Genomic DNA, 17,576 nt, shown 5'->3' on the forward strand with positions numbered 1-17,576 from the left:
GTTTAGTACATTTTGCTGTTACCTTACTGATACTTCTAATATACAAGCGTCAGCCTCTTGAGGCACGTTTTAGCCGTATGATCTCAAAATAAAAAGCCTTCAACAGCCAGCGAAAAATGCTGTTAAAGGCCCGTTTATCATCATTAAAATAATCAATCACCCGGATATTCAGTATAAATCCACTGAATCACCGACTTGCCTTCCACTGGGACTAACATCGATGAAGCGTTAGGTTGTTTGCAATCAACAGTAAATATCCAACCACGTTGACCCGAAGAATCGGCTAACCCGGCAATGCTGTTGATGTAGGGGAACCCGTTGACGGGTTGGGAATAATAGCTAATATTATGATCTTGGAAATATTGCTTGGAAACATCATAGACACTGTCGCTATCCTTCCATGTTAGGTCACGATGGATTGTCACGATCTTCTGGATTGAAGCGTTTCGTTGCCTAAATTCGGAAGGGGTTAGCCCGGTATGCTGCTTGAAAATTTTGGTAAAGTAGCTGGTTTGCGCGAAACCGATTTGTTTAGCGATATGGCTTACTGGCGACTTACTTAAACAGAGCTTTTCACCTGCAATGGCGATCTTTTGATTATTGATGTAATCAATAAAATTCACGTGCATGGTTTTTTTGAATATGCGGCTCAAATACGATGGTGACAGGAATACGTGTTGGGCAACTTCGTCTAGTGAAATGGTCTGATCAATGTTGCCTTTGATGTAGTTAAGACAGGCCTCGAGGCTGTGATAGATATTGCCGGAAGCATCGTCATCAAGCGAATGAGCTTCACTAGTTTTCTCACCATTGATTGCAGGCATTGACTCAACCGGTGTTGACGATATTTTTTTGCTCGCTTCACTTCTTAAGTAAGTGTCAAAGTTCCGGAGTGCAGAGATGCCTTCACTTCCAAGTGCATCCCAGACCGTAATTTTGACATCAGTATCCGATTCAAATATTTGACCAATAATGTTTTCTAAATAGTTTCTTGATAAGGATATTCGCTGTTGTGAGACGTTGACAGAATTGCAAATAACGAGCCCCCAAAGTTTGTAATTCATTGTCACCGGAAAGATCGAAAAGATCTCATCAGAATAAACGTTGAGGCTTTGCTGGACATCTTCTGGTTTTTGGAAAATACTCCCATTTTTCAAAAGTTGGCCATCCAAGGTATAAAAGGCTGTGTCAATTTGAGTAATCCCGGAAAAAGTGTTGATTGCTTCAGCTAGCGTTTGGTAGTCCTTTTGTTCAAGAGAATAGGTGATCATTATCGTGCCCCCTAATCATTTATGAAGCCAATTACATTTGTATAGTGGAACCGCTTCCACCTAAATTCAATTTTATGATAATCAAATCTCGATTACAAGATAAATTGGTAAATTAGTTAGTACTTTCTTGTTATTTTATCTTTTGTTGTGTAACCGTTTTCAAATATTGCCATTTTAAAAATGAACTTGTTTAAGATATCATAATGCAAATTCCTTATACTGAAAGTGTTTTCAAAAACAATTGAATTAGTCTATTAGTTCACAATTTCGCGAACCGAGAGACTGGTTCAACACACTTAGGAGGAATTTCACATGGAACAAGAAGCTTTAGGTTTAATTGAGACTCAAGGTCTTGTAGCATCCATTGAAGCTGCCGATGCGATGGTTAAAGCAGCCAATGTGAACTTAGTTGGTCAGGAAAAAATCGGTCACGGATTGGTAACTGTTATGGTTCGTGGAGATGTTGGTGCTGTTAAAGCTGCTGTTGATGCAGGTGTATCAGCTGCAGAAAACATCGGCGAAGTTGTTTCCAACTATGTAATCCCACGTCCACATACGGATGTTGAGAAGATTCTCCCAAATCCAGATGATTTAAAGAAGGCTGCTTCAAAGTAAACCGTTAATTTAGGAAAATTTATGATTACGTAGGTAATGATTATGGATAAAAATAATGATGCGTTAGTTGAGAAAGTCCTTAATGAGATGATGAAAAAAGGCATCTCAGTTAAGGGCGAGGATCAATCAAAGTCGTCAGGAGGACCTCAAATGAATGATTTCTTAAACTCTACTAGTGCCGTTCCTGAATTAGTTGGAACTCGTGAAATCGGTGACACAATTGGGATGTGCATTCCTAGTGTTGATGCTTTACTGTTAGATCAACTTCATGTAACTAAGCGATACTCAGTACTTGGTGTATTGAGTTCTCGTACCGGTGCTGGTCCACATATTATGGCCATGGATGAAGCTGTTAAAGCTACAAACACTGAAGTAATCGATATCGAGCTCCCTCGTGATACTAAGGGCGGTGCTGGACATGGTTCATTGATCTTAATTGGTGGATATGATCCATCAGATGTACGTTCAGCCATTAATGTTGCATTGGATACCTTAAGTACAACGTTCGGTGATGTTTATAGTTCAGATGCAGGGCATTTGGAATTACAATTCACCGCTCGTGCAGCGGGTGCATGTCATGCAGCATTTGGTGCCCCAGAGGGTAAAGCATATGGTTTGATTTGTGGCGCCCCTGCGGGTATTGGTGTTGTGATGGCCGATACTGCTATTAAAACAGCTAGTGTAAATGTTTTGTCATTTGCATCACCTGCTCATGGAACCAGCTTCTCAAACGAAGGTATGGTTCACATTAGTGGTGATTCTGGTGCTGTTAGACAAGCGGTCAAGGCCGGACGAGAAGTCGGGCTGAAGTTACTTGGTGACATGGGTGAGAAGCCAGTTAATGCATTCCCATCCTACATCAAGTAGTCGGAAGGAGGAACACAATTGAAACGTCAAAAGAGATTTGAAAAGCTAGAGAAACGTCCAGTTCATTTGGATGGCTTTGTTCAAGAGTGGGACGACGAAGGATTAGTCGCCATGCACAGTAAGAATGACCCAGAACCAAGTATCAAGATTGAAAATGGGGAAATTACTGAACTCGATGGTAAGCAAAAAGCTGATTTCGATTTAATTGATCAATACATCGCAGAATATGGGATCAACATTGATAATGCTGAAAAGGCAAATGCAATGGATTCCAATGAAATTGCCAAGATGTTAATTGATCCAAATGTTCCACGGACAGAGGTTGTTAAGGTCACGACTGCTTTAACACCAATGAAAGCTTCAGATGTTATTAATAAATTAAACTTCGGTGAAATGATTCAAGCCGTTCAAAAGATGCGTCCACGTCGGACACCATTCACCCAGGCTCACGTTACCAACACACTTGATAACCCAGTTGAAATTGCTGCGGATGCTGCTGAAGCTGCTTTGCGTGGCTTCCCTGAATTGGAAACTACGACAGCCGTTGCTCGTTATGCCCCATTAAATGCCATTTCAATTATGGTTGGTTCACAATCAGGACGACCAGGTGTTATCACTCAATGTTCTGTTGAGGAAGCCGTTGAATTAGGATTAGGGATGCGAGGATTTACCGCATATGCCGAAACCATTTCAGTTTATGGGACTGATAAAGTCTTTACCGATGGTGATGATACACCTTGGTCCAAAGGATTCTTGGCATCATGTTATGCTTCTCGTGGCTTGAAGATGCGATTCAGTTCAGGTTCAGGTTCTGAAGTTCTGATGGGCTACACTGAAGGTAAATCAATGCTTTACCTTGAATCACGTTGTATCTATATCACCAAAGCATCTGGTGTTCAGGGACTTCAAAATGGTTCTGTAAGTTGTATTGGTATCCCAGGTGCTGTTCCAAGTGGTATTCGTGAAGTTCTTGGCGAAAACTTAATGTGCATGATGATGGATTTGGAATGTGCATCAAGTAACGACCAAACATTCTCTCACTCAGATATTCGTCGAACTGCTCGAATGCTTGGACAATTTATTGCAGGTACCGACTACATTTCATCTGGATATGCTGCCGAGGAAAACTCAGACAACACATTTGCCGGATCAAACATGGATGTCTTGGATTACGATGATTACGAGACAATGGAACGTGACCTTTGTGTTAATGGTAGTATTTTACCAATCACTGAAGATCAATCCATCAAGATCCGTAATAAAGGTGCCAAAGCAATTCAAGCCGTATTTGATGGCTTAGGATTACCAGCAATCACCGATGAAGAAGTTGAAGCTGCTACTTATGGTAGTACATCAGATGATATGCCAAAACGTGATATGACCGGAGATATTAAGGCTGCCCAAGATTTGATGGATCGTGGGGTAACGGTTTCAGATGTTATTCGGGCACTTGCCAGCCACGGATTTGATGATGTCGCTCAAGCTGTCTTCAAATTGGCTCAACAAAAGATTTGTGGAGATTATCTACAAACTTCAGCTATCTTCGACAAAGATTGGAACTGCATTTCAGCCATTAATGATAATAACGATTACATGGGACCAGGTACTGGATATCGTCTATGGGAAGACAAAGATCAATGGAATAAGATTAAGAACATTCCATGGGCTTTGGATCCTCAAAAGGTTGAGTTCTAGTCAATTATAGAAGGAGGTAAGCGCAGTGAGTCAAGAAATAGATGAAACGTTACTCAAAGGTATCATTCGCGACGTTTTAAATGAAGTTCAAGGTGCAGAAAAGCCGATTTCGTTTGGCGGTGGCAGTACTGCTACGAAAGCCCCATCAACACAACAAGCAGACCAAGTACATCCAGTTGACTGGTTCAAGCATGTTGGGGTCGCAAAGCCAGGCACTTCAAAAGATGAAGTTGTGATTGCGGTAGGCCCAGCATTTGCTGAGATTATGACCCAAACGATTGTTAAGCTTTCTCATAAAGATGTCCTTCGACAAATCATTGCCGGCATTGAAGAGGAAGGTTTAAAGGCTCGAGTTATTAAGGTATATCGTACTTCTGATGTTTCATTCATGTCAGCAGAAGCCGACAAGTTATCAGGATCTGGAATTGCGGTTGCGATTCAATCTAAAGGAACCACGATCATTCACCAGAAGGATCAAGATCCTTTGAACAACTTGGAATTGTTCCCACAAGCACCAGTTTTGACACTTGACACGTATCGGGCAATTGGTAAGAATGCGGCTCAATATGCTAAGGGAATGTCCCCTAATCCAGTTCCAACAGTTAATGATCAGATGTCACGACCAACTTATCAAGCACTTGCAGCTTTGATGCACATTAAAGAAACTAAACAAGTGGTTGTTGGTAAGCCAGCTGATCAAATCGAAGTTAACTTTAATTAATTAGAAAGACAGGAGGCATTATCGATGAGCGAAGTAGACGATTTAGTTGCTAAGATCATGTCACAGTTAAAAACTGATGGAAATGGCGGCAGCAGTACTGCAACAGCTACCACTAACTCAAGCAGCTCAGATCCTGATTTGACTGCAAAAGACTTTCCATTGTTCAAGAATCATCCTGAAATGATCAAGTCACCAGGTGGCAAACCTGTTAAAGACATTACATTCCAAGATATTGTTGATAATAAAATCGATTCAAAAGAATTACGTATCGCACCATCAACCCTTAGATTACAAGGTAAGTTGGCTGCTGAAGCTGGTAGAACCCAGATTCAAAAGAACTTCCAGCGTGCCGCAGAACTAACTGGTGTTCCTGATGACCGTGTTCTTGAAATGTATGGGGCATTACGACCATTCCGTTCAAGTAAACAGGACTTGTTGAACATTTCGGAGGAGCTTAAGACCAAATATAATGCACCAATTTGTGCAAATTGGTTTAAAGAAGCTGCTGAAAATTACGAAAAACACAAGAAGTTAAAGGGCGACAATTAATAACTAGTTAGGGGTTTTAACATGACACGTGTGATTGGTGTTGATATTGGTAATTCCTCAACTGAGGTTGCTTTGGCTGATGTTTCTGATAGTGGCGAGGCGAAATTCATAGGTTCTGGAATTGCAGCTACCACTGGAATCAAAGGAACAAAGCAAAACTTAATTGGGGTAAGAGATTCAATTAATTCTGTGTTAAAGTCCACTCACACCGATCTATCGTCTGTTGATTTAATTAGAATCAATGAAGCGACACCAGTAATTGGTGACGTTGCGATGGAGACGATTACCGAAACGATTATTACCGAGTCAACGATGATCGGTCATAATCCCGGTACTCCAGGCGGTGTTGGAACGGGCATTGGGTACACGATTGGATTGGTTGACCTTCTTCATCAGACTGACCGTTCTCGCAATTACATTGTATTAATTCCCAAAGAAGTTGACTTTGCGGATGCAGCTAAATTAATTGATGCTTATGCAGAGTCAGGGTTCCATATCACGGCGGCAATTCTACAAAGTGATGACGGTGTGTTAGTTGATAATCGACTTGCACATAAGATTCCAATTGTGGATGAAGTTGCTGGAATTGATAAAGTGCCAGTTGGAATGTTAGCTGCCGTTGAAGTGGCACCCCAGGGCCAAGTTATTTCTCAGTTGTCCAATCCATATGGTATTGCAACGCTATTTGGACTGACATCAGAGGAAACCAAGAATATTGTCCCAGTTGCCCGTGCTTTGATTGGAAACCGTTCAGCAGTTGTGATTAAGACGCCAAAGGGTGATGTCAAGGCCCGGGTGATCCCTGCAGGTACCGTTTACATTAATGGTAACAAGGGTAAAGCTCAGGTGGATGTTGCCGCAGGTGCCGAAGCAATTATGAAGACGGTCAATGAGTTTGATTCAATTGATGACATTACAGGTAAATCTGGAACGAATGTCGGGGGAATGCTTGAAAAGGTTCGCCAAACAATGGCTAACTTAACTGATAAGCAAAACCAAGATATCGCCATCCAAGATTTACTGGCAGTTAACACATCTGTTCCTGTGAAAGTAACTGGTGGGCTTGCCGGTGAATTCTCGATGGAACAGGCTGTCGGAATTGCTGCAATGGTTAAATCAGATCACTTGCAAATGCAAATTATTGCTAATCTCATTGAAAATGAATTGCATGTACCGGTTGAAATTGGTGGTGCCGAGGCTGAAGCAGCTATCTTAGGTGCTTTGACCACGCCAGGAACCAACAAGCCAATGGCAATTCTGGACTTGGGTGCCGGTTCAACCGATGCCTCGATTATCAACAAAGAGGACCAGAAGGTTGCAATTCACTTGGCAGGTGCTGGCGATATGGTTTCAATGATTATCAACTCTGAACTTGGCTTAGATGATATTTACCTTGCCGAAGATATTAAGCGATATCCATTAGCAAAAGTTGAGAATCTCTTCCAGCTGCGACATGAAGACGGATCCGTTCAATTCTTTGAGAAGCCGTTGCCAGCTGACTTGTTTGCCAGAGTTGTGGCAATTAAGCCAAATGGTTACGAGCCTCTTCCAGGTAATCTGGGAATTGAAAAGGTTAAGCTGGTACGACAAACTGCCAAGAAGCGCGTCTTTGTGACAAACGCAATTCGTGCTTTGAAACATGTAAGTCCAACTGGTAACATCCGTGACATTCCATTTGTTGTTTTGGTTGGTGGTTCTGCACTGGACTTTGAAATTCCACAACTGGTAACCGACGCGTTGTCGCATTACAACTTGGTTGCCGGCCGAGGAAATGTCCGAGGCATTGAAGGACCACGGAATGCCGTTGCAACAGGGTTAATTCTTTCGTATGCGAGCGAGAAAAGAGGATAACGCATGGCAATCGATAACGATAAACCAGCAATTTTTATAGCTTTGCCCAGCAAATTGAATAACAAGCTTCCTGACAATTTGGAACCAATGGTGAATGGGATTGAAGAGGAACAAATTCCTTTCCAGACGATGCACGTAGAAAGTTCCGATTCGGCAGTAGATAGAGCTTATCAAGCGGCAGTGGCCTCACGGTTATCGGTTGGCATTTCGTTTGACGATCAACAAATTGTGGTTCATTACAAAAATTTAAAACCGAATGAACCACTTTTTGTGGTTCCTATCGACAATCCGACAAATATCAGAAAGATTGGTGCCAATGCTGCAAGATTGGTCAAGGGAGTACCATTTAAGAAATAAGGACAGGTGAGTGATTTATGGAATCAATTGGATATCTTGAAGTCGAGGGTCTGTCTGGTGCAATCGTTGCTGCTGATAGAATGCTTAAAACTGCTCAAGTTCAGTTAAAGTTTCTTGAGAATACAAAAGGTAATGGTTGGATTACCGTTTCCGTGACCGGCGATGTGGCTGCCGTTGAAGCAGCGATTGATGCTGGCAAGGGTGAAATGGGCGATCGGGTTGCTGGATCAATGGTGATTGCCAATCCAGCACCTGGAATTAGCGAGTTGGGCAAAAATGATGCCATTAAGAGCAAATTTGATGCCGCAACTGAATACGATGATTCCAATGACGATGGCCCAGACGATGATGGACCGGATGGCGGACCAGCTACTAATGGCGGGCCAAAAGACAATGGTCCAAAAGATGGCGGTTCCAATGGCGGTGAGCATCCAAGCTCAACGACTAAGAAGACCAGTGGTACTGATTCGTCTAAGAAGGCTGAGGCAAAGCCCGAAGTTAAAGCGGCTCCTAAGCCTGCCGAGAAGACTGACAGTAAGCCAACTACTACGACTAAAGCTGCAACGCCTAAGTCAACTGGGTCTAAACCAGCTGCCAAGCCTGCAAGTCAGGCTTCTCGTACTAAACGGCCGAATACTCGACGAACATCTCGAAAACAAACTAAGAAGTAGGTAAATAGGAGGAATTTATTATGAATAACGCACTCGGAATGATTGAAACAAAAGGATTAGTTGGCTCTATTGAAGCAGCCGATGCAATGGTTAAAGCAGCCAATGTTGTTTTAATCGGCCAAGAGAAGATTGGTAGTGGATTGGTAACTGTTATGGTCCGTGGTGATGTTGGTGCCGTTAAAGCTGCCGTTGATGCTGGGGTTTCTGCCGCAGAAAACGTTGGTGAAGTATTAACTTCATTCGTTATTCCTCGTCCACATTCAGAAGTTGAAGGTATCTTGCCAAATATTGACAAAAAATAATTCAAATTCAATATAAGGACGGTTAGTAATTTATGGAAATTAGTGAAGATAAGATCCGGCAATTAATCCGCCAAGTGATTAGTGAACAAACAGATCCATATCGGGTCCCAATTGGTGTATCAAATCATCATATTCACTTAAGCCAAGAAGATTTTGATAAGCTTTATCCTGGTCAAAAGATGAAGATTAAGAAGCAATTGAAGCAACCAGGTGAATTTGCCACCGAGCAGACTGCAAATATTATCGGCCCGACTGGCACAATTGAACACGTTCGAGTTCTTGGACCCGTTCGTTCACATTCACAAGTTGAAATTGCCCGTTCAGAATGTTTCGGTCTTGGCATTGATGCCCCAATCCGTTTGTCAGGTCACTTAGACGGCACTCCTTCAGTTAAGATTCAAACACCGGATGCCGAAATAAGTGTTCAAGGAGTCATTGTGGCCAAGCGTCATATTCACATGAGCTTGGATGATGCTAAGCGATTCGGTGTCAAAATGGGAGACATTGTTTCCGTTCAAATCGAATCTCAAGATCGCCGGACAACGTATGATGACGTTGTTTGCCGACCACGTAAAGATTTTGTTCTGGAAATGCATCTTGATACTGATGAGGCTAGTGCAGCCAATGTCCGTGACGATACGGTTGGACACATCATTCTCCCAAAGGAAAATTAAGGTTTTGAATAAACAATGAAGGTTGGTGGCCAAAATGGATCATATTGTTGAGCAAGTACTGGCTAAAATAAGGCAGCGCGAACACCAATCTTACGAAGTTGATTATTCCAGCGAGGGCTCGGTACCTGACAAGGGTGTTTATACAGATTATGCCAATGTGACCATTGATAATGTGACAATTCCGTTGATGGCCAACATTTATCGGCTTAATCTGGATGATCCCTGGACAAAGTGGATATTACAGGGCATTAGTTTCCAAGTAAACTTTACTTTTCAGATTAGTTCATCAATGGTCAACTTTATTCCGAAAAAAATGTTGTTAGATTGGCCTGTATCATTTGTCGTTGATCAAAAACGGGCGGTCACTTCATTTTATCAGAAGGCAATCAGTCGTTCAGATCTTGCTACGCTGCCGGATAAATCAATTGTTGTTGTAACTCCAAATCAAAAGCTTACAGGTGAGGCTGAACAAATTAGTCAGCTTAAACAAATGATAATACAGATGAGGACTGATGAAAATTGTATATGGCACGAGTAATGGGGAGCGTCGTAGCTACCCAAAAAGATCGTTCATTGGTTGGCCGAAAACTAATGATTGTTCAGCCAGTTGATTCTGAAGGCAAGCCTACGAAGTCCGAAGAAGTCGCTGCTGATACAGTTGGAGCCGGAATTGGCGAATATGTACTATTAGTACGTGGCGCCGGTGCAAGACGAGCTACGGTCAGTCAAGTCCAAAACGATGTAAATGATTGTTCGATTGTAGGAATTATTGATCGATTCGACAAATGAAAAAAGAAGGGATTTTAAATGGCCATTTACACAAAGGGCGGCGATAAAGGATCAACAAGCCTTTTTGACGGCGAGCGAGTATCTAAAGACTCTTTGCGGGTCTCAACTTATGGAACATTTGATGAACTGAACGCCAACATTTCACTGGCTGATAAGTTTTGTATTAGCGAGCGCAACAAGAAAATCTTGCAGCGAGTTGAATACCGAATGTTTTTCCTGCAGGGAGAAATTGCCACTAAGGATGCTGAAAAATTTCGATCCAAAAGTAGAATTATAACGGATGATGATGTTCATTACCTTGAGTCAATCATTGATGAATATACTGCTCAGTTACCTAAAGTTAACAGTTTCATTTTACCGGGTTCGAGTCTCGCCGGTGCTCAACTTCATGTTTGTCGAACAGTATGCAGAAGAGCTGAACGCCAACTGGTCGCGTTTATGAAGGTTAATCCCGTCAGACCGGAAATCGAGAGATATGTTAACCGACTCTCTGATTTCATGTATATTATGGCCCGTTCGGAAGACCATCAGGACTATCTGGAAACGGTTATCGAGAAGGTTGTTCAACGGTACTGTAAAGCGATAGAAGGGTAAATGACCATGGATAAAGAACAAATCAATCAAATCGTAAAAGAAGTTTTATCTAAGGGATCAAATGCAACCGCTTCAAATGCATTTGATCGCCATAAGATGGAAAAAGTAATCGACGCAGCTGTTGCTAAGGCAGACGAATTACACGTTGGAGTCACAATTTGCATTATGGATATTACGACAACTGTTCAAATGTTGTACCATATGCCAAATGCAAATTTGGTTAGCTCCACATTAGCGCCAAAGAAAGCATGGTCTGCCATTGCGATGAAAGAACCAACGAAGGACATTAGCAAAGATATTCAACCTGGTGGTCCTTTATATCAGATGGAAACGATGCTTGATGGAAAGCTCGTCTCATTCCCAGGGGGCATTCCACTTATCGAAGATGGACAGATGATTGGTGCTATCGGTTGTAGTGGTGGCTTAATCGAAGAAGATCAAGCCATTTGCGAAGCAGCCGTTCAAGAATTTTCTAAGGAGCGTATGTGAGATATGCAAGAACAGAATATTGAAGAAGCAATCAGAAGAATTCTAAAAGAAGAATTAAGCGGTCAATCGCAATCTGGTTCTGATAATAATGATGAAGCACAACCCACAGGCTTGGGAAACGGAATTTTTGAAACTGTTGATGAAGCGATTGCAGCTGCAAAACAAGCTCAAGAAATTTACGCTGACAAGCCAATGGCATTTCGTGAAAAGGTCATTCAAGCAATTAAAGATGGCTTTGGGCCAAAGATTCACTACATTGCCCAGGCAACTCGGGATGAAACCGGAATGGGGACTGTTGAAGCCAAGGAAACAAAGCTGAAGAATGCCTTGTACAACACTGCTGGCCCCGAGATTTTGAAGCCAGATGTTGAAACTGGCGATGGCGGGATGATCATGTATGAGTACACACCATTTGGCGTTATCGGTGGCGTTGGCCCAAGTACAAATCCTGGTGAAACGGTTATCAACAATTCCATCATGATGCTTTCCGGTGGAAATGTCTTATTCTTTGGTGCTCATCCAGGTGCTAAGAACATCACTCGTTGGATGATCGAGCACTTAAATGAATTCGTATACAAAGCAACGGGTCTTCGGAACTTGGTTGTTTCGTTGGCAACGCCATCCATTGAATCGGTTCAACAAATGATGCACCATCCAGATGTTGATATGTTGGCCGTAACCGGTGGTCCTGCCGTTGTTCACCAAGCATTAATTAGTGGTAAAAAAGCAATTGGTGCCGGCGCTGGTAATCCACCTGCCATGGTTGACGATACTGCCGATCTTGATTTGGCAGCTCATGACATCATTACTTCATGTGGATTTGATAACAACATTTTGTGTACCGCTGAAAAAGAAGTTGTTGTCCAAGCCGATGTTAAGGATCAACTCATTGAAAAAATGCAAAATGACGGTGCCTTCTTGCTGAAGGATCAGAGTAAGATTGATGAAATTGCTCATATGACCATTCAAGAAAATGGTGCCCCTGATCGTAAATTTGTTGGTAAAGATGCAACGTTCATCTTGGACGAAGCTGGTGTATCATACACAGGCCACCCAACCGTTGTGATCTTTGAAGCTAATAAAGATCACCCATTGGTAAAGACTGAAATGTTAATGCCATTATTGCCGATTGTTTCCTGCCCAACATTTGATGATGTTTTGAAGACTGCGGTTGAAGTTGAAATGGGTAACCATCATACTGCTTCAATTCACTCAGAAAACATTCCTCATATCAACAAGGCAGCTCATCGAATGAATACGTCAATCTTTGTTGCCAATGGACCAACATACTGCGCAACCGGTGTTGGTGATAACGGTTACTGGAGTGGAGACGCTGCATTGACGATTGCTACCCCAACTGGTGAAGGAACAACAACTGCCAAGACATTTACCCGTCGTCGTCGCTTCAATTGCCCAGAAGGATTCTCATTACGTTCATGGGAGGTCTAATACAAGATGGAAGAAATTCGAATTCCAACTAAAATTTACTCGGGTAATGATAGCTTAGACTGGCTGCAGACCTTAAAAGGCAAAAAGATTTTAATGGTTTGTGATGCGTTTTTGCCAAATACCCCAACCTTAGACAAGATTAAGGGCGAAGTTGACGGTAACAATGATGTTTCAATCTTTTCTGATGTTAAGCCTGATCCACCTTTGGATAACATCATGGAAGGTGTTGAACAATTCGGTAAAGTTAAGCCTAATGTGATGATTGGAATTGGCGGTGGCTCAGCTATTGATACTGGAAAAGCGATTCGTTTCTTTGGTGAAAAAGTTTATCAGCACAAGATTGATGAATTCATTGCCATTCCAACGACAAGTGGAACCGGTTCAGAAGTAACTAACACCAGTGTGGTTTCCGATACAAAGAATCACACGAAAATGCCAATTATAAAAGACTACTTGATTCCGGATGTGGCCTTGCTTGATCCTAAGCTCGTGATGACCGCACCAAAGAGTGTCACCGCCTTCTCAGGATTGGACGTTTTGACCCACTCGCTTGAGTCGTTGGTTTCTCGAGATGCCAATACCATTACCGATGCTTTGGCTGAAAAGGGAATCGATGTGATCACCCACAACTTGGTAGAATGCTACAAGCACGGTGATAATGAAGCTGCCCGCAAGATTGTTCACGAAGCTTCGTGTGCAGCCGGAATTGCTTTCAACAATGCCGGCTTGGGAATTTGCCACTCACTTGCCCATCAATTGGGTGCCAACTTCCATGTTCCGCATGGCTTGGCTTGCGCAATGCTCTTGCCACACGTTGTTGAATACAATGCCAGTCATTCAGAAGAAGCCTTGCACAAGTACGGTGCTGCCATCAAGAAGACCGGCTTGGTATCACAAGGAATGAGTGATCGAATTGCCGTTCAACGAATTGCTGCTAAGATTCGTCAAATGATGGTTCAAATGGATTGCCCACAAACCTTACGGGCATTCGGAATCGACCCAGCAGAAGCCGAAAAGAAGACAGACGTTGTGGTTGCTGATGCAAAGAAGGACGGTACTTTCCCAGGAAATCCTGTCGTACCAACTGATGATGATTTGAAAGCAATTTACGACAAAGTCATCAAATAATTAAATTAGAGACAGAGAGGAAGCACAGTATGGTAGAGAAAATTCTTGCAATCAACGCTGGTAGTTCATCGCTGAAGTTCAAGCTGTATTTGATGCCTGATGAGCAGGTTCTGATTCACGGAATGGTTGATCGAATTGGTCATCACGATGCGGTCTTTACTTACCAGACGGAAGATGGCGCTAAACACAACACCACCGAATCGGTTAAAGATCACACGGAAGCAACTGAGCTCGTTATCCAAGCGTTGAATGAAAGCGGTGTAATCAAAGATAAGTCAGAAATCGTTGGAATTGGTCATCGGGTCTCTCATGGCGGTAGTTATTACACCCAATCCGTTGAGATCAACGATGATGTTGCCAAGCGAATTTCTGAATTGTCAGTGCTTTCTCCCTTGCACAATCCGGCTAATTTGTTAGGAATTGAAGCCTTTGAAAAATTGTTACCGGAAGCGCGAGAAGTTGCCGTGTTCGATACGTCGTTTCACAGTACAATGCCACCAAAGGCCTACACATACGCCTTACCGTACAAATATATTGAAAAATATGGGATCCGGCGATATGGATTCCACGGCCAATCACATCAATATATTTATAGCGTTGTCCGTGATCGGTTTGGCGAACAAGTTGCTGACAAACTTATCTCCTGTCATTTGGGAAATGGCGCCAGCATCTGTGCAATCAAGGATGGTCGATCGGTTAACACTTCAATGGGCTTTACCCCACTGGCTGGACTGGTGATGGGAACCCGTTCAGGTGATATTGACCCAGAAATTTTACCATTCCTTGAAGAAAAGGAGCATCTGGATTCTGAAGACGTCAGAAGCATGCTGAACCATGAATCTGGTGTCTTAGGAATTTCAGGGGTATCTAACGATATTCGGGATGTTTTGAAGGCGGAAGCTGAAGGCAATCAGCGGGCTAAATTGGCACTTGATGTTTATGTCCATCAAATTCAACAATTTATTGGTGCTTATACCACAGATCTTGGTGGCTTGAAGGTCTTATCCTTTACCGCCGGGGTTGGCGAACATTCTGCTCCGATTAGAGCCCGGGTTTGTGAAGGGCTTGAATATTTAGGAATCAAGATCGACGATGCAAAGAATCAAGCAAATGATATTGAAATCCAAACTTCAGATAGCAAAGTGAAAGTTGTGGTTATTCCAACCGATGAAGAGTTAATTATTGCTCGGGAAACGGCTAAAGTAATCGGCTGAACAGATGAAAAACAGGATGGGGTGGTAAAAATGGCTAGAGATATTGAACGGAGCATTCAAGAATACGTTCCTGGTAAACAGGTGACCCTGGCCCACATTGTTGCCAATCCTACGCCTGATATTTATGAGAAGCTCGGACTGCAGGCTCATCGGGATGCCATTGGAATTTTGACAATTACGCCAAGTGAAGCATCAATTATTGCGGGTGATATTGCCACCAAATCAAGCAATGTAACCCTTGGATTCATTGATCGATTTAGTGGTTCAGTGGTCATAATCGGCGAAGTTTCAGAAGTAGAATCAGCACTCAAAGCAGTAGTTGAAAAGCTTCACGATCTGTTGGACTTTGATATTCCAAAAATCACAAGAACGTAAAGGTGGAGAACAGCATTATGCAATTACAACAAATTTTGAATGATTATCAAATCAAGAAAGATTTCAAATTGAATAATCGGATCGTTCTCGCCCCGTTGAATATTCAGTCATCCTTATTTGATGGCAGTGTGAGTCTTAACGATATCGTTTTTCATCAGCAGCATGCTCAAAAAGTTGGAATGGATATTGTTGGATCAGCTTACGTTTCACCGTCTGGGAATACGGATTACGGCTCGGTGAGCGCCGCTGATGATAAGAAGATTCCTGGCCTAACCAAGTTGGCAGAAACCATTCATGATAGTGGCAGTAAGGCGATTTTGCAACTGGTTCACGCTGGCCGGATGACTAATGAGCACATTACGCAGGGCCACGAAGTTGTGGCGCCAAGTGCCATTAAAGCCACCCATGGTCACGTGGCCATGCCAAAAGAATTGACTGCTGAAGAAATTAGCGACATTATTGATGAATTTGCCGCTGCAACCAGACGAGCAATCCAAGCTGGTTTTGATGGGATTGAATTACACGGGGCGAATACATTTTTGCTCCAGCAATTTATGTCTCCACTTTCGAACCAGCGGGAAGATTCGTTTGGTGGTTCCTTAGCCAACCGAATGAAGTTTCCAATCTTCTTGGTTAACCAAGTAAAGGCGGTTGCCAAACAGTTGGCTGATAAACCGTTCATTATTGGTTACCGGCTCTCGCCTGAAGAAATTGAAGCTGGCGGGTTGACCCTCAAGGACAATTTGATGCTGGCGATGGTGCTAAAGGAAATTGGCATTGATTACTTGAGTTTGTCATTGCGGCAATACAATCAGTTGCCGTTGACCAGCGATAAGCTGCAAAGCTTTGCCATTCCAGACATCTTCAGAAAAGCCGTTGGCGACTTACCATTAATGGTGGCAGGTGCATTGAATTCTCCGCAGAACTTGGAAGATGCCCACGCGGACATGTTGGCCGTTGGCAGTAAGCTGTTTATGGATCCAATGTGGCCCGAAGAATTGGCAACTGGTCAATCGCACTTGGGGGCACCCATTACCGGTGGCGTTCCTTACAGCAATGTTTGGCCAAACTAATCTGAAGCTTTTGGAGGTCTGAAAATGGTGGCGACTAATCGACATATCGAAGTAGCACATAGTGTCAATATTCGTGATCTCGGTGGTTACCCAACTGTTGATGGCCGAAAACTCAAGTGGCGTAAGCTCGTCAGGGCGGGGGATTTATCAGAGTTGTCTGAGAATGACCAGCAAACCTTGCTTGATTACGGCATTACGGTGGACGTTGATTTACGGTCAAATGCGGAACGCAAGCAATTTCCGGATCAAATTCCCACGCAAATGAAATTTCTTCACTTGCCGCTGTTTGATGACGACGAGACTGAGAGTCGGACAACCAATCAACGGTTGCAGAAAGCTTATTCGAGCAATCCCCGTAGTGGGTATTTGCGGATGCTTTATGCTTATCGACGATTGGTGGTTAATTCACAACCGCAGCAAGCCTACCAACGATTCTTTTCCTATTTGGAAAGTCACGGTGAAAATGAAACCGTTCTCTTCCATTGCTCGGCAGGAAAAGATCGAACCGGGATGATGACGATTTTGTTGCTCAATGTTCTCGGGGTGTCGCAGGAAGTCATTCAGGCTGATTATCTGCTAACCAACGAACTTTCGGTTCCCAGAATTAATCACCGGATTGCGTTAGCTAAAAAGGCTCATATGAACCGATCGTTTATGGCATCACTGCGGGACTTATCATCGGTTTCGATTGATTATTATGATCAGGCGATGACCCTGATTAATTATGAATTTGGCGGTATCCAGGCGTACTTAAGGGATGTCGTTAAGCTGTCAGATTCGGATTGTGAAAGACTGAGAAATATTTATCTTGAATAAAAAAGTGATCATAAAAATGTGGCTGGGACATACCTCCTAAACTGAGAGTAGAAAAACTTGTGACGACAAGTTTTTC

General features: G+C 42.8%; 21 protein-coding genes. 20 read left to right on the forward strand and 1 reads right to left on the reverse strand.

The genetic code is table 11. The annotated features are described in order from the left end of the window. Window positions 1-152: 152 nt before the first annotated feature. Window positions 153-1,271 carry a helix-turn-helix domain-containing protein gene (locus FD12_RS01190; protein WP_056981235.1) on the reverse strand — a complete coding sequence of 373 codons (1,119 nt, stop codon included), beginning with the start codon at window positions 1,269-1,271 and terminating at the stop codon, window positions 153-155. Window positions 1,272-1,583: 312 nt separating this feature from the next. On the opposite strand from FD12_RS01190, the gene FD12_RS01195 reads away from it, so the two are divergent. The 20 genes from FD12_RS01195 to FD12_RS01290 are packed head-to-tail and all read left to right on the forward strand — an operon-like array spanning window position 1,584 to window position 17,500. Then, window positions 1,584-1,886: a BMC domain-containing protein gene (locus tag FD12_RS01195; protein WP_008857428.1), complete on the forward strand. Its 303-nt coding sequence runs from the start codon at window positions 1,584-1,586 to the stop codon at window positions 1,884-1,886. Window positions 1,887-1,928: 42 nt separating this feature from the next. Then, window positions 1,929-2,753: a propanediol utilization microcompartment protein PduB gene (pduB, locus tag FD12_RS01200; protein WP_082622121.1), complete on the forward strand. Its 825-nt coding sequence runs from the start codon at window positions 1,929-1,931 to the stop codon at window positions 2,751-2,753. 18 nt (window positions 2,754-2,771) lie between these two features. Then, window positions 2,772-4,448 (forward strand): propanediol/glycerol family dehydratase large subunit, encoded by a 1,677-nt coding sequence (locus FD12_RS01205; protein ID WP_054748927.1) that lies wholly within the window; start codon window positions 2,772-2,774, stop codon window positions 4,446-4,448. Window positions 4,449-4,473: 25 nt separating this feature from the next. Continuing rightward, window positions 4,474-5,169 carry a propanediol/glycerol family dehydratase medium subunit gene (locus tag FD12_RS01210; RefSeq protein ID WP_054748926.1) on the forward strand — a complete coding sequence of 232 codons (696 nt, stop codon included), beginning with the start codon at window positions 4,474-4,476 and terminating at the stop codon, window positions 5,167-5,169. A 24-nt stretch (window positions 5,170-5,193) separates the two neighbouring features. After that, a complete protein-coding gene (locus tag FD12_RS01215) occupies window positions 5,194-5,718 on the forward strand; it encodes a diol dehydratase small subunit (protein WP_054748925.1) in 525 nt (174 codons plus the stop codon). A gap of 21 nt (window positions 5,719-5,739) precedes the next feature. Then, complete coding sequence (locus FD12_RS01220; RefSeq protein ID WP_056981237.1) at window positions 5,740-7,569, forward strand: diol dehydratase reactivase subunit alpha; 1,830 nt, start codon at window positions 5,740-5,742, stop codon at window positions 7,567-7,569. Between the two features lie 3 nt (window positions 7,570-7,572). Then, a complete protein-coding gene (locus FD12_RS01225) occupies window positions 7,573-7,926 on the forward strand; it encodes a glycerol dehydratase reactivase beta/small subunit family protein (protein WP_054748924.1) in 354 nt (117 codons plus the stop codon). A gap of 17 nt (window positions 7,927-7,943) precedes the next feature. Continuing rightward, window positions 7,944-8,597: a BMC domain-containing protein gene (locus FD12_RS01230; protein ID WP_054748923.1), complete on the forward strand. Its 654-nt coding sequence runs from the start codon at window positions 7,944-7,946 to the stop codon at window positions 8,595-8,597. Window positions 8,598-8,614: 17 nt separating this feature from the next. Then, complete coding sequence (locus FD12_RS01235) at window positions 8,615-8,899, forward strand: BMC domain-containing protein (protein WP_275453022.1); 285 nt, start codon at window positions 8,615-8,617, stop codon at window positions 8,897-8,899. Between the two features lie 38 nt (window positions 8,900-8,937). Further along, the gene (pduL, locus tag FD12_RS01240; protein WP_054748930.1) at window positions 8,938-9,573 is read left to right on the forward strand and encodes a phosphate propanoyltransferase; all 636 of its coding nucleotides are present in this window, start codon (window positions 8,938-8,940) and stop codon (window positions 9,571-9,573) included. A 34-nt stretch (window positions 9,574-9,607) separates the two neighbouring features. Beyond that, window positions 9,608-10,111, forward strand: coding sequence for a PduM family microcompartment protein (gene pduM / locus FD12_RS01245; RefSeq protein WP_054748921.1), 504 nt, complete (start codon window positions 9,608-9,610; stop codon window positions 10,109-10,111). Beyond that, window positions 10,099-10,362, forward strand: coding sequence for a EutN/CcmL family microcompartment protein (locus FD12_RS01250; RefSeq protein ID WP_275453021.1), 264 nt, complete (start codon window positions 10,099-10,101; stop codon window positions 10,360-10,362). The genes pduM and FD12_RS01250 overlap by 13 nt, the downstream gene beginning before the upstream one ends. An 18-nt stretch (window positions 10,363-10,380) precedes the next feature. Continuing rightward, entirely contained in the window at window positions 10,381-10,956 is a 576-nt protein-coding gene (locus FD12_RS01255; protein ID WP_056981240.1) for a cob(I)yrinic acid a,c-diamide adenosyltransferase, read from the forward strand. A gap of 6 nt (window positions 10,957-10,962) precedes the next feature. Beyond that, a complete protein-coding gene (locus FD12_RS01260) occupies window positions 10,963-11,445 on the forward strand; it encodes a GlcG/HbpS family heme-binding protein (RefSeq protein WP_054748918.1) in 483 nt (160 codons plus the stop codon). A 3-nt stretch (window positions 11,446-11,448) separates the two neighbouring features. Then, window positions 11,449-12,894 (forward strand): aldehyde dehydrogenase family protein, encoded by a 1,446-nt coding sequence (locus FD12_RS01265; RefSeq protein WP_056981242.1) that lies wholly within the window; start codon window positions 11,449-11,451, stop codon window positions 12,892-12,894. Between the two features lie 6 nt (window positions 12,895-12,900). Further along, on the forward strand, window positions 12,901-14,022 hold the full coding sequence (locus FD12_RS01270; RefSeq protein ID WP_054748917.1) for a 1-propanol dehydrogenase PduQ: 1,122 nt from the start codon (window positions 12,901-12,903) through the stop codon (window positions 14,020-14,022). A 29-nt stretch (window positions 14,023-14,051) separates the two neighbouring features. Further along, entirely contained in the window at window positions 14,052-15,236 is a 1,185-nt protein-coding gene (locus FD12_RS01275; RefSeq protein WP_056981244.1) for an acetate/propionate family kinase, read from the forward strand. 30 nt (window positions 15,237-15,266) lie between these two features. Continuing rightward, the gene (locus tag FD12_RS01280) at window positions 15,267-15,611 is read left to right on the forward strand and encodes a BMC domain-containing protein (RefSeq protein ID WP_054748916.1); all 345 of its coding nucleotides are present in this window, start codon (window positions 15,267-15,269) and stop codon (window positions 15,609-15,611) included. A 17-nt stretch (window positions 15,612-15,628) separates the two neighbouring features. After that, window positions 15,629-16,684, forward strand: a complete 1,056-nt coding sequence (locus FD12_RS01285) for an oxidoreductase (RefSeq protein ID WP_054748915.1) — start codon at window positions 15,629-15,631, stop codon at window positions 16,682-16,684. Window positions 16,685-16,708: 24 nt separating this feature from the next. After that, entirely contained in the window at window positions 16,709-17,500 is a 792-nt protein-coding gene (locus FD12_RS01290) for a tyrosine-protein phosphatase (RefSeq protein WP_054748914.1), read from the forward strand. Window positions 17,501-17,576: the final 76 nt, after the last annotated feature.

The sequence above is a fragment of the Lentilactobacillus rapi DSM 19907 = JCM 15042 genome (assembly GCF_001436255.1).
GTDB classification, from domain to species: domain Bacteria; phylum Bacillota; class Bacilli; order Lactobacillales; family Lactobacillaceae; genus Lentilactobacillus; species Lentilactobacillus rapi.

Excerpts from the sequence above, each read along its gene's own strand:
- pduB (WP_082622121.1), top strand. The coding sequence starts at position 1,929 with ATGGATAAAAATAATGATGCGTTAGTTGAGAAAGTCCTTAATGAGATG.
- FD12_RS01250 (WP_275453021.1), top strand. The coding sequence starts at position 10,099 with ATGGCACGAGTAATGGGGAGCGTCGTAGCTACCCAAAAAGATCGTTCA.
- FD12_RS01290 (WP_054748914.1), top strand. The coding sequence starts at position 16,709 with ATGGTGGCGACTAATCGACATATCGAAGTAGCACATAGTGTCAATATT.
- FD12_RS01190 (WP_056981235.1), bottom strand. The coding sequence starts at position 1,271 with ATGATCACCTATTCTCTTGAACAAAAGGACTACCAAACGCTAGCTGAA.
- FD12_RS01270 (WP_054748917.1), top strand. The coding sequence starts at position 12,901 with ATGGAAGAAATTCGAATTCCAACTAAAATTTACTCGGGTAATGATAGC.
- FD12_RS01275 (WP_056981244.1), top strand. The coding sequence starts at position 14,052 with ATGGTAGAGAAAATTCTTGCAATCAACGCTGGTAGTTCATCGCTGAAG.
- FD12_RS01220 (WP_056981237.1), top strand. The coding sequence starts at position 5,740 with ATGACACGTGTGATTGGTGTTGATATTGGTAATTCCTCAACTGAGGTT.
- FD12_RS01215 (WP_054748925.1), top strand. The coding sequence starts at position 5,194 with ATGAGCGAAGTAGACGATTTAGTTGCTAAGATCATGTCACAGTTAAAA.
- FD12_RS01265 (WP_056981242.1), top strand. The coding sequence starts at position 11,449 with ATGCAAGAACAGAATATTGAAGAAGCAATCAGAAGAATTCTAAAAGAA.
- pduM (WP_054748921.1), top strand. The coding sequence starts at position 9,608 with ATGGATCATATTGTTGAGCAAGTACTGGCTAAAATAAGGCAGCGCGAA.
- FD12_RS01225 (WP_054748924.1), top strand. The coding sequence starts at position 7,573 with ATGGCAATCGATAACGATAAACCAGCAATTTTTATAGCTTTGCCCAGC.
- FD12_RS01285 (WP_054748915.1), top strand. The coding sequence starts at position 15,629 with ATGCAATTACAACAAATTTTGAATGATTATCAAATCAAGAAAGATTTC.
- FD12_RS01280 (WP_054748916.1), top strand. The coding sequence starts at position 15,267 with ATGGCTAGAGATATTGAACGGAGCATTCAAGAATACGTTCCTGGTAAA.
- FD12_RS01260 (WP_054748918.1), top strand. The coding sequence starts at position 10,963 with ATGGATAAAGAACAAATCAATCAAATCGTAAAAGAAGTTTTATCTAAG.
- FD12_RS01195 (WP_008857428.1), top strand. The coding sequence starts at position 1,584 with ATGGAACAAGAAGCTTTAGGTTTAATTGAGACTCAAGGTCTTGTAGCA.
- FD12_RS01255 (WP_056981240.1), top strand. The coding sequence starts at position 10,381 with ATGGCCATTTACACAAAGGGCGGCGATAAAGGATCAACAAGCCTTTTT.
- FD12_RS01230 (WP_054748923.1), top strand. The coding sequence starts at position 7,944 with ATGGAATCAATTGGATATCTTGAAGTCGAGGGTCTGTCTGGTGCAATC.